11 protein-coding genes and 2 pseudogenes are annotated in these 14,457 nt (G+C 67.4%); 7 read left to right on the top strand and 6 right to left on the bottom strand.

Going from position 1 to position 14,457, the window contains the following annotated elements; translation table 11 throughout:
- Positions 1-93: 93 nt before the first annotated feature.
- Positions 94-1,029, top strand: a complete 936-nt coding sequence (locus tag D473_RS0100940) for an NADP-dependent oxidoreductase (protein ID WP_026126482.1) — start codon at positions 94-96, stop codon at positions 1,027-1,029.
- Positions 1,030-1,090: 61 nt separating this feature from the next.
- Here D473_RS0100940 and D473_RS0100935 read toward each other — a convergent pair whose 3' ends face one another.
- A complete protein-coding gene (locus D473_RS0100935) occupies positions 1,091-1,285 on the bottom strand; it encodes a DUF1918 domain-containing protein (RefSeq protein WP_017607217.1) in 195 nt (64 codons plus the stop codon).
- A gap of 127 nt (positions 1,286-1,412) precedes the next feature.
- Positions 1,413-1,997: a TetR/AcrR family transcriptional regulator gene (locus tag D473_RS0100925; RefSeq protein ID WP_017607216.1), complete on the bottom strand. Its 585-nt coding sequence runs from the start codon at positions 1,995-1,997 to the stop codon at positions 1,413-1,415.
- 80 nt (positions 1,998-2,077) lie between these two features.
- On the opposite strand from D473_RS0100925, the gene D473_RS0100920 reads away from it, so the two are divergent.
- Complete coding sequence (locus D473_RS0100920; RefSeq protein ID WP_017607215.1) at positions 2,078-2,953, top strand: oxidoreductase; 876 nt, start codon at positions 2,078-2,080, stop codon at positions 2,951-2,953.
- 72 nt (positions 2,954-3,025) lie between these two features.
- Here D473_RS0100920 and D473_RS0100915 read toward each other — a convergent pair whose 3' ends face one another.
- The 3 genes and pseudogenes from D473_RS0100915 to D473_RS0100905 all read right to left on the bottom strand — a co-directional run bounded on the left by D473_RS0100915 (position 3,026) and on the right by D473_RS0100905 (position 7,814).
- The gene (locus D473_RS0100915) at positions 3,026-5,545 is read right to left on the bottom strand and encodes a penicillin acylase family protein (RefSeq protein WP_193373235.1); all 2,520 of its coding nucleotides are present in this window, start codon (positions 5,543-5,545) and stop codon (positions 3,026-3,028) included.
- 161 nt (positions 5,546-5,706) lie between these two features.
- Positions 5,707-6,691, bottom strand: a pseudogene (locus D473_RS25415) (nitronate monooxygenase).
- A gap of 202 nt (positions 6,692-6,893) precedes the next feature.
- Entirely contained in the window at positions 6,894-7,814 is a 921-nt protein-coding gene (locus D473_RS0100905) for a LysR family transcriptional regulator (RefSeq protein ID WP_017607212.1), read from the bottom strand.
- 148 nt (positions 7,815-7,962) lie between these two features.
- Between D473_RS0100905 and D473_RS25410 the strand changes: the two are divergent.
- Positions 7,963-8,550 (top strand): annotated as a pseudogene (locus tag D473_RS25410) (SDR family NAD(P)-dependent oxidoreductase).
- A 44-nt stretch (positions 8,551-8,594) separates the two neighbouring features.
- Here D473_RS25410 and D473_RS0100895 read toward each other — a convergent pair.
- Positions 8,595-8,849 (bottom strand): CsbD family protein, encoded by a 255-nt coding sequence (locus D473_RS0100895; RefSeq protein WP_017607209.1) that lies wholly within the window; start codon positions 8,847-8,849, stop codon positions 8,595-8,597.
- Positions 8,850-9,071: 222 nt separating this feature from the next.
- Between D473_RS0100895 and D473_RS0100890 the strand changes: the two genes are divergently transcribed.
- The 4 genes from D473_RS0100890 (at position 9,072) to D473_RS0100875 (ending at position 14,408) form a co-directional block, all read left to right on the top strand.
- Positions 9,072-10,175 (top strand): baeRF2 domain-containing protein, encoded by a 1,104-nt coding sequence (locus D473_RS0100890; protein WP_017607208.1) that lies wholly within the window; start codon positions 9,072-9,074, stop codon positions 10,173-10,175.
- Between the two features lie 519 nt (positions 10,176-10,694).
- The gene (locus D473_RS0100885) at positions 10,695-12,272 is read left to right on the top strand and encodes a BCCT family transporter (protein WP_017607207.1); all 1,578 of its coding nucleotides are present in this window, start codon (positions 10,695-10,697) and stop codon (positions 12,270-12,272) included.
- Positions 12,273-12,375: 103 nt separating this feature from the next.
- Positions 12,376-13,125, top strand: coding sequence for a creatininase (locus D473_RS0100880; RefSeq protein ID WP_033352446.1), 750 nt, complete (start codon positions 12,376-12,378; stop codon positions 13,123-13,125).
- A 38-nt stretch (positions 13,126-13,163) separates the two neighbouring features.
- The gene (locus tag D473_RS0100875) at positions 13,164-14,408 is read left to right on the top strand and encodes an aminopeptidase P family protein (RefSeq protein ID WP_017607204.1); all 1,245 of its coding nucleotides are present in this window, start codon (positions 13,164-13,166) and stop codon (positions 14,406-14,408) included.
- Positions 14,409-14,457 lie beyond the last annotated feature (49 nt).

Genomic DNA, 14,457 nt, shown 5'->3' with positions numbered 1-14,457 from the left:
CCGTTGGCTTTTCCCTCGAAGCGCTCGTGTCCCGGGGGAAACACGCGTATCGGCCGTTCCGGGTGTGAGACTGGGGGCATGACGAGCCACACCATGAGAGCCATCAGGCAGGAGACCCTCGGGACCCCGGAGGTCCTGAAGGAGCAGGAACTGCCCGTGCCGAAGCCGGGCCCGGGCCAGATCCGGGTGCGCGCCCACGCCGCGGGCGTCAACCCCACCGACTGGAAGCACCGCGAGTCCGGCCTGTTCCTCGGGGAGCCGCCGTTCGTGCTGGGCTGGGACGTCTCCGGCGTGGTCGACGAGGTCGGGTTCGGCACGACCCTCTTCCAGCGCGGCGACGAGGTCTTCGGGATGGTGCCCTACCCCTTCGGGGCCGGAACCCACGCCGAGTACGTCGTGGGGCCCACGCGTGCCTTCGCGTTCAAACCCTCCGAGGTCGACCACGTCACGGCCGGTGCGGTGCCGCTCGCGGCGCTGACCGCCTGGCAGGCCCTGGTCGACACCGCCGGGGTCGGGGACGGGGACCGGGTCCTGGTGCACGCGGCCGCCGGCGGTGTGGGCCACCTGGCCGTGCAACTCGCCAAGGCCCGCGGTGCCCACGTCATCGGCACGGCCAGCGAGCCCAAGCACGAGTTCGTGCGTTCCCTCGGCGCCGACGAGGTGATCGACTACCGGGCCACCGACGTCGGTGAGGCCGCCCAGGGCGTCGACGTGGTGCTGGACACCGTCGGCGGGGCCGAGCAGATCGAGACGTCGGTACGCGCGCTGCGCCCCGGCGGCACCGTCGTGAGCCTGCTGCCCCTCGAGGCCCCGGACGCGGTCGCCCGGGCCGAGGCGCAGGGCTCGCGGGTGGTGAACATGCTGGTGGAACACGACCACCAGGGCATGCGCTCCATCGCCGCCCTCGTGGCGCGGGGCGCGCTGCGGCCCGCCATCGCCGAGACCTTCCCGCTCGCGCAGGCCGCGCGTGCGCACGAGGTCGGCGAGCGCGGCCGGACCACCGGGAAGTTGGTGCTGACCATCGGCTGAGGCCGGTCCGCACACAAGGAGGGGGTGACGTCCGATCCGTCACCCCCTCGTCGTGCGCGGGTCACTCCGCGGAGGACCGGGACTCCACCACGGTCTCGGGTCCCGGGTAGGTCACCATCTCCTCGCCGTCGGGGAATCGCACCAGGTACGGAGGGCCGTCGTGGGCGCCCCGCACCTCCACGATCTCTCCTGTCCGCTGGCCGTCGCTGCTGCTGGCGCCGTGCATGTGCACGAGATCGCCGACGTGTGCGCGCATGGTTCCCCCGTTCGAAACGGACCTGTCGGTGGCAACCGGGATCTACCCGGAGATCCCGCGCGCCGAAACGGGCCCTGTGCGGGCGCGAGAGCTCCTCTGACCGAGCAGAAGGAGGGCATGAGAGATCTCAGCGGGGGAGCAGGCCGGTCATGAGGAGGTCGACGACGGCGGGGAGATGGCCTTCCAGTTCCCGGAGCGAGTCGGCGTCGGCGTAGGACGTGAGCCCGTGCAGGGTCGCGGCGACGGTGAGCGCGATCGTGCCCGGGTCGCCGGGTGCGATCGAACCCTCCTCCTGGCCCTCGGTGACGGGGTGCAGCACCGTCTCCACCAGGCGCCCGACGGCGGTGGTGAGCTCGTCGGGGCGTGAGGGGGCGTGTTTGCGCGCGTACATCAGTTCCAGCAGCGCGGGGTGGTCGAGGGCGAAGCCGACGTAGACCCGGGCGAGGGCGAGGAGGCGGGACCGTGGGTCGCCGGGTTCCTCGACGGCCTCGCCGAGCCGGGTGTCCAGGCGCTCGAACCCGGTCAGGGCCAAGGTGTCCAGGAGATGGTTCTTGCCGCGGAAGTGGCGTCCCGGGGCCGCGTGGCTCACCCCCGCCCGTCGGGCGAGCTCACGCAGGGACAGCGCGTCGGGTCCCTGCTCGGCGAGGGCTCGCTCGGCGCCGTCGAGCAGGGCGGCGCGCAGGTCTCCGTGGTGGTAGGGGCGGTGGGACATGGCCCCAGCATAGCCCGATGTATACGCTGCCATCATTGTTGTCATTGACAACTTCTCCGGGCCGTGCCTACGTTGTGGGCATGCAGACCACAGCCGTTTCCCTCCCCGACCTGACCGGCCGCACGGTCGTGATCACCGGCGCCAACAGCGGCCTCGGTCTGGAGACCGCCCGCATGCTCGGAGCCCGGGGCGCACGCGTCGTGCTCGCCGTGCGCAATGAGGACAAGGGCCGGGAGGCGGCCCGGCAGATCCCCGGCGACCCCGAGGTGCGCCGTCTCGACCTCGGCGACCTGAAGTCCGTGCGTGCCTTCGCCGAGGCGTGGACGGGCGACATCGAACTGCTCATCAACAACGCGGGTGTCATGGCGGTGGCCGAGGGACGTACCGCCGACGGGTTCGAGATCCAGTTCGGCGTCAACCACCTGGGCCACTTCGCCCTCACCAATCTGCTGTTGGAGCACGTGACCGGGCGCGTGGTCACTCTGTCCTCGGGCCTGCACCGCACGGCGGCGGGCATCGACTTCGATGACGTCCATCTCGAGCAGGGCTACTCCCCTTACCGGGCCTACGGGCAGTCCAAGCTGGCCAACCTGTTGTTCACCCTGGAACTGCAGCGTCGGCTGGAGGCGGCCGGATCATCTGTGCTGTCGGTCGCCGCCCACCCGGGTTACGCCGCCACGAACCTGCAGAGCCACGGCGCCGACCCCTTCTCGCGCAAGATGGCGATGCTCGGTAACGGCCTCATCGCCCAGAGCGCCTGGGCCGGTGCGTTGCCCACGGTCTTCGCCGCCACCCAGGAGATGGACGGAGCCGGGTACGCCGGACCGGGCGGCCTCTTCGGGATGCGGGGCGCGCCCACCTACTCCGAGCGCAGCGCCGCCGCGAAGGACCCCGTGGCGGCCGAACGCCTCTGGGAGCTGTCGGAGGAACTGACGGGGGCTTCCTTCCCGCTCTGAGGTCGGCCGCCGCGAACCGCTGGTGAGGTGCGGGGCGGGGCCCTGCGGGGGGCAGGGCCCCGCCCCGCACGTTCACGGCACCAGGGCCAGTTCGTCGTCGACGGACTCGCGCACGGCCTCCTCCGAGACCGCCCACGGCAGGGTCTCGCCCGCGCTCCAGAGGTCGAGCTGGTCGTCGTAGTTGCCGTGGAAGGCGTGCCCGGAATTGCCGGTCAGGTTCACCCAGGTGGAGGCGTCCCGGTCCGACAGGTCCACGACCATGCGCATCGACGGCACGCTCACGATGCCGAACCCCTCCGAGGCGTCCCACCCGGTGGCGTTGACGATGCTCCCCCCGCCCGAACTCTCCACCGGGCCGCGGTTGAACAGGCGCTCCACGGCCGGGATCCCCGAGGTGCCGAAGGACTCGTGGGTGGCGGTGAGGGTGTGCAGGTCGCCCCAGCGCCATGCGGACGGGTCGTCGCCGAGCAGTTCCACGAGTTCGTCGGCGGCCGCGTCCATCGATGCGGCCAGGACCTCTTCGCGCCCGTCGGCGTCCTCGCCCTCCCACCAGGGGGAGTCGGGGTCCTCGAGCAGGCTGTTGACCACGTACATGCCGCGTGAGCTGTCGCTCATGCCGACCGGGTCGAGCTCGTCGAACAGCGTCGGCAGCAGGTGGCGCCACGTGGCTTGGTAGAACGCGGCGCCGGCGGAGTCGGCTTCGGTGTACAGGTCCCAGCCGGCGAGCTGCTCCTGGGCCTGCGCCGTGACCCCGTCGACGTCGGCGTCCAGCAGGTGCGGGACGAGGGGCTCGGCGGCCAGGTGGTAGGAGTCCATGTGCATGCGCTCCATGTCCTGCACCCCGACCGGCCCGTCGGCGATGGCCTCCTCGGCCAGGTCGTTGATGCGCTGGCCCCGGTATCCGTAGTCCCAGTCGTCGGTGAGCATGTGCGCGTACTCGTCGTCCACAGAGGCCTGGTTCGCGGTGATCACCAGCCCCGATCCGGGGTTGAGCACACTCGGCAGTTCCTCGAAGGGCAGGTATTCCTCCCAGGCGTGGTCGGGGTCCCAGCCGGGAGCGGGGAAACGCCCGTCGCCCTCGCCGCGTACCGGGACGTTGCCGGGCGCCTGGTAGCCGATGTTGCCTTCCCCGTCGGCGTAGACGAGGTTCTGCGAGGGCACCTCGAAGGAACGCGCCGCGTCGCGGAAGTCGTCCCAGCCGCGGGCCCGGTTCATGGCGAAGATCGCGTCGGCGGTGCCGCCGGGTTCCAGGGCCGTCCACCGCAGGGAGACGTCGCCGGAGCCGCCGTCCTGTCCCTGTCCGGCCTCGCGCTGGCCGGCGCCGGCCTGTGCGTCGGAGACGATCGGGCCGTTGACCGTGCTGCGGACGGTGAAGTCGATGTCCTCGCCGCCCTGGACCCGCACCGTCTCCTCCCGGGTCTCGACGGGTAGCCACTCGTCCCCGTAGCGGTGGGTGTCGCCGTCGACGTCCTCCACGTACAGGTCCATGACGTCGGGGTAGAGGTTGGTGAAGCCCCAGGCGATGGACTCGTTCTGGCCGATGACCACGCCGGGCAGCCCGGAGAAACCGAACCCGGACACGTCGTAGGGGCATTCCTCGGTCAGTTCCGTGCAGTGCAGCCCCATCTGGTACCAGGTCGAGGGCATCGAAGCGCCCAGGTGGGGGTCGTTGGCGAGCAGGGGCTCACCGGACTCGGTGTGTTCACCCGAGACGGCCCAGGCGTTGGAACCCAGGTCGGCGCTGCTGCTGGGGCCGAGGAGGTCGGGGACCGCGCCGACGGAGTCCGAGACCCGTTCCAGGGCGTCCTCCCCGTCGCCTGGACCGGGTGCGCGGCGGGCGTCCTCCTCGGGCGAGGGGTCGGTCTCGGGGGCCGTGTGCTCCTCGGTCACGGTCGTGGGGGTGTGTTCCTCGAAGGGGTAAGGCGGGTAGAGCTCGTCGATCTGCTCCTCGTCGAAGCCGGCGGCGAGCAGGCGCCCGCGCTCGGTCTCCTCGCTCATGTTGCCGCTGAGGTCCCAGGCCATGGCCTTGAGCCAGGCGAGACTGTCGGCGGGCTGCCAGGGTTCGATCTCGTGTCCGCCGTTCATGACGGTCAGGAGGCTGTGCTCGAGGGAGGCCGAGGCGCCACCGTTCTGCTCCAGCCAGGCGTTGACCCCGTCGGCGTAGGCGTCCAGGTGGGCGCGGCTGTCCTCGTCGAGCAGCTCGTACTCCTGCTCGGCGACGTGGCGCCAGCCCATGGTCCGCAGGAACACGTCGGTCTCGGCCTGCTCGGGTCCGAACAGCTCGGACACGCGTCCGGCCGTGACGTGGCGGCGGAAGTCCATCTCCCAGAACCGGTCCTGCGCGTGGGTGAACCCTTGAGCCATGAACAGGTCGTGGGCGTGGTCGGCGTACAGGTTCGTGACGCCGTGCTCGTCGCGTACGACGTCGACCTGGGAGTGCAGGCCGGGCAGATCGATCTCGCCGGAGGTCTGTGGGAACGGGCGGCGCACCGCCCACACGCTCAGGAGTGCGGCGATCAGGGCCAGAACGATGACCGTGGCGAGGAGACCCAAAAGCACGCGAAAAAGGACAGTCTTGCGCAGAACACCCATGGCGGAACTTTAAGGTGCCTTGGGTCACACATGCCATGGCAGTGTCTGCCTCGATCCCTATTTGTTACCAAGCAGTAGGTGGACGGTGCCACCAAGAAGTAAGTGCCCGGTTCCGTCGACCGGCGGCCTCCGAACGGGCCGTCTCCCCGCCTCGCGCCGACTCAGACCCGCACCCCCGCCTCGGAGGCCTCCACGCGCAACCGCTCCACGAGATCGGCCGCGGGCAGGTCCCGGGACTTGCGCCACCCGCGTCCGGCCCACAACGCCATACCCCCGCTGTCCTCCGCCTTCGCGGCGGCCGCACGCAACGGCTTGGTCATGTGGTGGATCTCCGGGTATGCGAAGGGCGCGCCCAGGTGCTCGCCGATGAACCGGTTGACCAGCCCCCGGGCCGGTCGCCCGGTGAAAGCCCAGGTCAACGCCGTCTCGGTGAAGTCCGGGTTGCCCAGGGCGAGCTTGTGGGCCGGCTGGGCACCGCTCTCCGGGCAGCGCACGAACGCCGTTCCCAATTGCGCCGCCACCGCACCCGTGTCCAGCACCGCGGCCACGTCCCGGCCGTTCATCACCCCGCCCGAACCGATCACCGGCACGCCCACGGTCGCGATCACCTCCGGCAGCAGCTCCAACAGAGGGCGATCGTGGCCGCGCAGGGGGTCGAACGTGGCCCGGTGCCCGCCGGCCTCCACACCCTGTACGCACAGGGCGTCGGCGCCGCGGCCGACGGCGATGCAGGCTTCCGCCACGGTCGTCACCGTCACCACCGTCGCCGACCCTGCCTCACGCAACCGCGACAGGACCGCCGGTTCCGGGCAACCGAAGGTGAAGCTCACCATCGGTACCGGGTCACGGACGAGCAGGTCCAGTTTGGCCGCCCAGTCATCGTCGTCGTGCTCGGGTTCACCGACGGGGACCCCCTGGCGCTCGGCCTCGGTGGAGAGCTCCTTGCGGTACTCGTACAGCCGGTCGGGATCACCCTCTGCCTCCGAGGGCGCGAACAGGTTCACCATNGGCGCTCAAGTACCCCGCGGCCAGCGAACCGGTGGCCCCGGCCTTGTGTACGGCCGTGACGAGGGCGGGCGAGGAGACACCGCCCGCCATGGGTGCCTGGACGATCGGGCGTACGTTCAGAAGTCCTGCCGTGGCCATTTTTACCACTCCCACCGATTGTGTGCGGAAATATTAACAGTCGACTTTGTTTCGCCGGTAGGGCGGGGTGCCGCTCCCTCGTTTCTCATTCATATGGGAATTCACGGGATGGTTTATCCCCGTCCGGTGCCATCTCCGTGAATTCGGCCGGCCCCGGTCCATGACAGGAGGATACGGTTTCTCGCCGAAAACCGCCGGTACTCTAGACGAGGACTTCGAAGAACGCGGCCGCCAGAGCCGGCACACCGGGGTTGCGTCCGCCACGCGGCCACACGAGGCCGAAGGAGGACTCGGGCAGACCGACCACCGGCACCAACGCGATCTCGTCGGTTTCCTCGTACCCGTCGACCGAACCGCACAGCAGCATCGCACCCCGCTTCAACGCGACCTGGCGCAGACCGTCCTGCAGGTCCTCCGCCCCCTCGTGGTGATGGATCCTCTTGCCCAGAGGGGTGAGCGTGGGAGCGTGAACCCGCAACCAGTGGTCCCGGGACCGCCGGACCGGGATGAGGGGGACCTGCGCCATGTCCTCTACCCCCACCGAGTCGCGGTCCGCCAACGGATGCTCCGCGGAGACCGCCAGCCGCTGCGGTTGGCGGTCGAAGACCGGTCCGATCACGAGGTCGCGCTCGCGCACCGGAAGCAGCACCACCGCTGCGTCCACCCGACCGTCGCGCAACGGCCCGAACGGATCCTCCAGCGGGTTCTCCACGACCTCCACCCGCGCCTCGGGTGAACGTTTCTCGAAAACCTTGACGGCGCGGTCCACCGGTTCCCGCATCTGTCCCGGAAAACCCAACCGCACCATGCGTTGACCGCTGGAAGCCCGGTCACGCGCGTCCTCCAGTACCGAGACCAGCGCCCCGTAGGCCGGCCGCAGGGAGGACAGGAACTCCTCCCCGAAAGGGCTCAGCCGCAGGCGCTCAGCGGAGTTGTCCAGCAACGGGGTGCCGATCCTGTGCTCCAACCGCTCCACGAGTTCCCGCGTTCGATTCACGGGCAGGCCCAGGCGCATGGCCACCCGGCCGAAGTGCAGTTCCTCCGCAACCAGGAGGAAGCACTCCAGTTCCCGGATCTCGATGCCCTGCACGCTTCCACCTTCCGCGTTCGACGTGACACTCATGGAAGCACGCTGGGATGTGGGGTTTTCGCCCGGCACGCGGTGACAGGCCGGACGGAAGCTCCGATCCCGGTCGAACGGCGCCCGGCCCGGGCCGTGTGAGCGGCCGTCGGTACGTTCGGCGCGATACCGACCACCAGAGGAGACAGACATGAGCGTGACCGCCGTCGACGCCTTCGCCGCGGAACTCGACGGTTGCGGGGTCCTGGTCAACAACGCCGGCGGCGCCATCGGCACCGAACCGGTCGCCACCGGCGACCCGCAGGACTGGCGCACGATGTAGGCGGTCAACGTGCTCGGAGTGCTCAATATGACGCAGGCGTTGCTGCCCCGGCTGGAGGAGAGCGGGGACGGCACCGTCCTGGTGCTCACCTCCGTGGCCGGGCACGTCGTCTACGAGGGCGGGGCAGGTTACGCGGCCGCGGAACACGGGGCCCATACCCTCGCCGCCACACTGCGCCTGGAGTTGGTGGGCAAACCGGTGCGTGTACTGGAGATCGCACCCGGCATGGTCGAGACCGAGGAGTTCTCCCTCAACCGGCTGCGCGGCGGCTCCGAGGCCGCCGAGGCCGTCTACGCGGGGGTCCCCGACCCCCTCACGGCCGAGGACGTGGCCGAGACCGTGGTGTGGGCCCTCACTCGGCCTCCGCACGTCAACATCGACCTGCTCGTGGTGCGCCCCCGTGCGCAGGCCGCCCAGCACCGGGTGCACCGCATCTCCGACGACACGCAGGGTTAGCGAGGAGGAAGAGGAAGGGGGCGGCGACGCCCCCGTGGGACGGATCAGGCCTTCCCGCCGCCGTCCTCGTTCTTCTTCCCACGCTCACCCTTCTGCTCCTCGTCGTCGCCCTGCAGACCTGCCACGGCCCCGTGCACGGAGTCCTTGGCGCTCTCCACGCCCTCACGTGCGCGGCCCTTGAACTGTTCGGCCCGGCCCTCGCCCTCGACCTTGTCGTTGCCGGTCACTTTGCCGGCCATTTCCTTGAGCTTGCCCTTGGCCTGCTCGACCTTGCCTTGGGACTTTCCTTCCTGGCTCATGGGTACCCCCTTGTGGTCCCGATTGTTTGAATTGCTCTCCCCCCGAGGCCTTCCATGCTATTCGTGTCCTATTCACCGTCTGCGGGCAAAATTCGGGTGGTTCATCACACCGTGATCGATCACCCGGGCCGATGATTGACCGTTCGTGTGTCGGGCACGGCCACGTGTGAGGCGGTCTCCAGATGTTCCGAACGCCGATAGCGAATGAATGGAGGGCGCACCATGGACCTGACTTTCCTTCAGCCGCTGTACGAGACGTCCACGCCCGTTGGGTCGCTGTACATCAACACGTCCCGTGATGCGGAGGACACCGACCACGCGGTCCGTGTCCGATGGGACAAGGCCAGGGACGAACTGCGGGAACGGGGGCTCGACGAGGCCACTCTCGAGGCGATGGACAGGGTCGTCGGTGTCACCGAAGGCGTACCTGGACCGCACGGGCAGGTCGTGTACGCGGCCGGGGGGAAGGTGCTGCTCGACTCCACGGTCTCCGAACCACCCCAGGACCATTTCGTGCGAGTCGGCACCCTGCCGGATCCCTTGCCGGCCCTGGCAGCAGAGGGAAGCCACGTCCCGCACGTGCTCGCGGTCCTCGACAGCATCGGCGCCGACCTCATCGCCGAGTACGCCGACGGGCGCACGGTGACCCGCCGGATCGAGGGTGAGGACAAGCCCACCCACAAGGTCCGTGAAGGCGGTTACCACCACAAGCAGATGCAGCGCGCGGTCGACGAACAGGTCGGCCACAACCTCGACGGGGTCGCCGAGGCCTTCGCCGAACTCGCCGACCGCAGCAAGGCCGAGGTCGTCGCCGTCGCCGGAGAGACCTCCGTCCGCGGGGACCTCGTGCAACGCCTGCCCGAGCGGGTGCGAGAACGCGCGGTCGAGCTGGAGTCCGGTTCCCGCGCGTCCGGTTCCGAGGCCTCCCCGCTGGAGGAGGAACTGGAGGAGCACCTGGACCGGCAGGCCGACGAGCACGTTCGGGACGCGGTCGAGGCGTTCGATCGCGGGGGCCCCGACGGGGCCTCCGCCGAGGGCCTCGACTCCGTCGTGCACGCGTTGCAGCGCGGCCAGGTGGAGACGCTCCTGTGGTCGGAGGGTTTCCCCGGCTCCGAGCGGAAGCTGTGGATCGGCCCGTCCGGCGAACAGATCGCGCTGAACGCCCAGGAACTGCGCGACATGGGGGTGAGCGATCCGGTCGAGGAGGAGGCCGGGCCCGCGCTGGTGCGTTCGGTGTCCCTGACCGGCGCCGGTTTCCTCCGCGTTCCGGGGCAGAGGCTCGCCCCGGAGGACGGGATCGCAGCGGTCCTGCGCTTCGCGACGTGATGAGCACCCGGGCCGCCGAGGCCCGGTGAGGACCTCCACGGGGGAACGGAAGGCAGGACGGGGCGCCGTCGAGCGACGGCGTCCCGTCCTGGTGTGTGCGGCCGGTTCGCCGTCCGGGTCCGCGCACTCGCGATGACCATCGGTTTTCCGTTCTGCCCCGGGGGTGGTGGCGCCGACTGTTCGATCTGCTCTCCCCGTGAAGCGCGCTCGGTGGGTTGACTCTGATCTCCCCCCGCCTCACTATTGCAACGAGGTTGCGGAGATTGCAACACCCGTCAGGCGCGGATCATGCCCTGTCGAGCGGATTGCGCAGACCACCGATGAGGACCTCGTATGTCCACCGACTGCTCCCCCGTCCCCGAGCCCCCGGACAACAGAACTTCGGGGCCCCCAGAAGCACCTTCAGCGGCACACCCGACCGAGCGTGGGGGCGGGCGGGCCCACCCGACCGCCCCTCGCCCTCCCGGAGTGCCTCGATTCCGGGGCGCGCGTGTTCCGCGGAGCGACCGTTCCATCATCATGACGGTGCCTTCGCTGCTGATCCTCGCGTTGATCACCGTCGCCATCGCGCACCCGGACAGCACAGCCCGGGTCATCGGCCAGATGCGCACGTGGGTGACATCAGGGTTCACCTGGTACTTCGTCATCTACTCCCTGGTAGCGGTGACAGTGTGCACCTGGCTCTGCGTGAGCCGAGTGCACAAGGTGAAGATCGGTGGGCCCGACGCGAAACCCGAGTACGGCCTGTTCTCCTGGTACTCCATGCTCTTCGCTTGTGGACAGGGGATCGGACTGATCTTCTGGGGTATCGCAGAGCCGATCATGCTCCGGGACGAGACGCCCGTGATCCCTCGGAGCGAAAGCTCCGGAGAGGGTGGGATCGTCTGGACCTATTTCCACTGGGGACTCACGGCCTGGGCGATGTACTGCGTGGTGGCCATCTGCCTCGCTTATTCGCACCACAATCTCGGAAAGACGCTGACTTTCCGAGAAGCCACTGTGGACATCTTGCCGAGGAAATCGCGCAGACCCGCAGGCGTGGCCATCGAACTTCTCACGATCATCGCGACGGTTCTGGGCCTGGCAACCTCCTTCGGGTTCGCGGCACTGCAAGTCTCTTCGGGGATCGAGTCATTCACCGGACTGGAGTCGGTGCCGGCGGTCTGGATCGCCGTCATCGCCACGTTCGCCACGTTGACCGCGATCTCGGTCTTCCTCGGAGTTTCCCGGGGGATGAAGCGGATCAGCCAAATCAATTCGATCCTGAGCATCGTTCTGGTTGCGGCCGTATTCCTCTTCGGTCCCACCCTCTACATCATCGCCAACATGTCGCAGACGTTCGGAGCGTACTTCCAGAACTTCCTCTCGATGAGCTTCTGGGCCGAGTCCCAGATGGCCGGGGTCCCGCTCGACTCCTGGCAGGACAGCTGGAGCGGCTGGTGGACGGTCTTCATCTGGTGCTGGGTGATCGCCTTCTCTCCCTTCGTCGCCGGGTTCATCGCGCGGGTCTCCCGAGGGCGTACGATCCGTGAGTTCGTTCTCGGTGTGACCGTCGTCCCGTCACTCATCGTCATGGTGTGGGTCGGGGTCATCGGTTCGGCAGGGATCCACTACGACGACGCCAGCGGCCGGAGTATCTCCGACGACGTCGAGACCGACAACGCTCAAGGCCTCTTCTCGATGCTCGACATGATCCCCATGATCGGCTGGCCGCTGTTGGTCATCGCAACCCTGCTTGTCGCCACGTATTACGTGACCAGTTTGGATTCCGGTACCTACGCGCTCGCGGAATTCGTTTCTGCTCCCCGTGGGCCGGGCCCCTTCTTCAGGGTGGTGCTGGTCGTCAGTATCGCCACGGTGGCGGTGCTGCTTTTGTCCATCGGTGGAGAGGCCGTCGTGGACACGGTGCAGACGGGGACGATCATCGGCGCGTTCCCGTTCTCCTTCATCATCCTTCTGATGGTGGCCAATTTGATCAGAAGGCTCCGCGGGCGGGACGAGAGCATCGAGCGTCTCGAGGAAGAGGTCAACGTGCCCGACCACCGGACCGATGACGAGGTGCAGAACAGGGGAATGGAAGGCGACACCGGCAAGTAGCGGACCGCAACAAATTCGGGAAACCGGAGACGGTTGATCTCCATAGGAGCGCAGGACAGTGTCACCACATCAGGACCACAGCTCCGGGGTGCGCCTCGGGGAGATGGACGCTCATTCATACCAGGAATGGGTGCGTACAGAAAAAACATGTGTCTTCATCCCTGTGGGTGCTCACGAACAGCACGGGCCGCACCTGCCCATGGGTACGGATGCCCTGCTTTCCACGATAATATCCGAGTCCGTCGCAGCAGATATGCATGCCAAGGTGGCACCGGCCTTCGCATACGGTTACAAGTCGCAGCAGAGATCAGGTGGCGGAGACCACCTTCCCGGGACGGTCAGCCTGGATGCGGAAGCCCTCATCAAATTGACGCGCACCGTCGTCGGTGAACTTCTGGACCAGGGAGTGCAGAACGTAGTCCTTGTCAACGGCCATTATGAGAATTACCAGTTCCTTTACGAAGGAGTGGACCTGGCGTTGGCCGACCTGGGGTTGCAGAAGAGCGGTGATCGCGCTGTTCTCCTGCTTTCCTATTGGGATTATGTCTCGGAGGAGACGTTGTCAAAGGTCTACCCAGATGGATTCCCCGGTTGGGAAGTAGAGCACGGAGGGGTTCTCGAGACTTCTCTGATGCTCCACCTCCGTCCCGATCTCGTGCAGATGGAGCGGGCCCAGAACCACCCCGCAGCCGAATTTCCCCGGTTCGATCGCCTTCCTGTGGCGGCCGACCGTACGCCGGCCAGCGGTTGCCTGTCCTCCCCGGCGGGGGCGGACGCCAAAAAGGGAGAACTCCTCTTCGGTCAAGTCGTGGAAGAGTTGTCGGCAGACATGTCGTCGGAAATTGAACTATGAGTGCGTGGGCGGGAAGTCCAGGAAGGAAGGAAAAGTCTATGGGTCAGGAAAACATGGGATCCGTTGCGGATCTGGAGCGCACCAAGGTTCTCCATAACGGGTCGAAGGCACAACTGACGTTCTCGGCAGAGGAATTCGAAAACCGTCTTGCGGGACTCCGCTCGATCATGGTGCGCAAGGACGTCGACGCCGTCGTTCTCACCAGTTACCAGAACATCAAGTACTACTCCGACTTCCTGTTCACCCAGTTCGGGCGTTCCTATGCTCTGGTGGTGACCCAGCAGGACTCGGTCACCGTCACTGCCAATATCGATGCAGGTATGCCGTGGCGCACCAGCTATGGCGACAACCTGGTCTACACGGACTGGAAACGTGACAACTTTTATTATGCATTGAAGGAGGTTCTGCGCCGGCAGGGAGTCGACCCGCGGCGCCTCGGGGTGGAGGACGACACCTTGTCCGTGATTCTGCGTGAGCGGATCCAGGGTGCGTTCGATTCGGCTCAGCTCGTTGATGTCTCACAGGACACGATGCGCCAGAGGATGATCAAGTCGGCGGAAGAGATCGAACTGATCAAAGAAGGCGCACGGATCGGTGATCTGGGTGGTGAAGCGATTCGTGATGCCCTCCGTGAGGGCATGATGGAATATGAAGTGTCGCTCATCGGTACAGAGGCGATGGTGCATGAAATCGCCCGTACATTCCCCGGCCGGGAAGTTCGGGACACGTGGGTGTGGTTCCAGTCGGGGATCAACACCGACGGCGCACACAACTGGTCCACGACCCGTGAACTGCGGCGTGGAGACATCCTCTCCTTGAACTGCTTCCCGATGACATCGGGGTACTACACAGCGCTCGAGCGGACACTTTTCCTCGGGGAGCCCGACAAACGCAGCCTGGAACTGTGGAACGTGAACGTGGAAGTTCACCGCCGTGGACTGGAACTGATCAAACCGGGTGCGGTGTGCAAGGACATTGCAGCCGAATTGAATGAGATCTACATTCAGAACGGCCTTCTGGCGAACAGGACCTTCGGCTACGGCCACTCGTTCGGTGTCCTCTCCCATTACTACGGCCGTGAGGCCGGCCTGGAACTGCGGGAGGACGTCGACACCGTCCTGGAACCGGGGATGGTGGTCTCCATGGAGCCGATGATCACGGTCCCGGAGGGCGAGCCCGGAGCCGGCGGGTACCGCGAACACGACATCCTCGTGGTCGGGGAGGAGGGGGCCGAGAACATCACGAAGTTCGGCTTCGGGCCCGAGCACAACATCGTCCGGTGACCAAGCACGCATAATTTCGGTGGAAGCGGATCTGATGCCGCTTCCACCG

This window comes from Nocardiopsis xinjiangensis YIM 90004, from assembly GCF_000341145.1.
Lineage (GTDB): Bacteria > Actinomycetota > Actinomycetes > Streptosporangiales > Streptosporangiaceae > Nocardiopsis > Nocardiopsis xinjiangensis.
The sequence above is the reverse complement of the archived record's forward strand: the minus strand, read 5'-3'. Positions and strand labels throughout refer to the sequence as shown.

Excerpts from the sequence above, each read along its gene's own strand:
- D473_RS0100925 (WP_017607216.1), bottom strand. The coding sequence starts at position 1,997 with ATGTCCCACCGCCCCTACCACCACGGAGACCTGCGCGCCGCCCTGCTC.
- D473_RS0100915 (WP_193373235.1), bottom strand. The coding sequence starts at position 5,545 with ATGGGTGTTCTGCGCAAGACTGTCCTTTTTCGCGTGCTTTTGGGTCTC.
- D473_RS0100920 (WP_017607215.1), top strand. The coding sequence starts at position 2,078 with ATGCAGACCACAGCCGTTTCCCTCCCCGACCTGACCGGCCGCACGGTC.
- D473_RS0100895 (WP_017607209.1), bottom strand. The coding sequence starts at position 8,849 with ATGAGCCAGGAAGGAAAGTCCCAAGGCAAGGTCGAGCAGGCCAAGGGC.
- D473_RS0100885 (WP_017607207.1), top strand. The coding sequence starts at position 10,695 with ATGACGGTGCCTTCGCTGCTGATCCTCGCGTTGATCACCGTCGCCATC.
- D473_RS0100890 (WP_017607208.1), top strand. The coding sequence starts at position 9,072 with ATGGACCTGACTTTCCTTCAGCCGCTGTACGAGACGTCCACGCCCGTT.
- D473_RS0100905 (WP_017607212.1), bottom strand. The coding sequence starts at position 7,814 with ATGAGTGTCACGTCGAACGCGGAAGGTGGAAGCGTGCAGGGCATCGAG.
- D473_RS0100880 (WP_033352446.1), top strand. The coding sequence starts at position 12,376 with ATGGACGCTCATTCATACCAGGAATGGGTGCGTACAGAAAAAACATGT.
- D473_RS0100875 (WP_017607204.1), top strand. The coding sequence starts at position 13,164 with ATGGGTCAGGAAAACATGGGATCCGTTGCGGATCTGGAGCGCACCAAG.
- D473_RS0100935 (WP_017607217.1), bottom strand. The coding sequence starts at position 1,285 with ATGCGCGCACACGTCGGCGATCTCGTGCACATGCACGGCGCCAGCAGC.
- D473_RS0100940 (WP_026126482.1), top strand. The coding sequence starts at position 94 with ATGAGAGCCATCAGGCAGGAGACCCTCGGGACCCCGGAGGTCCTGAAG.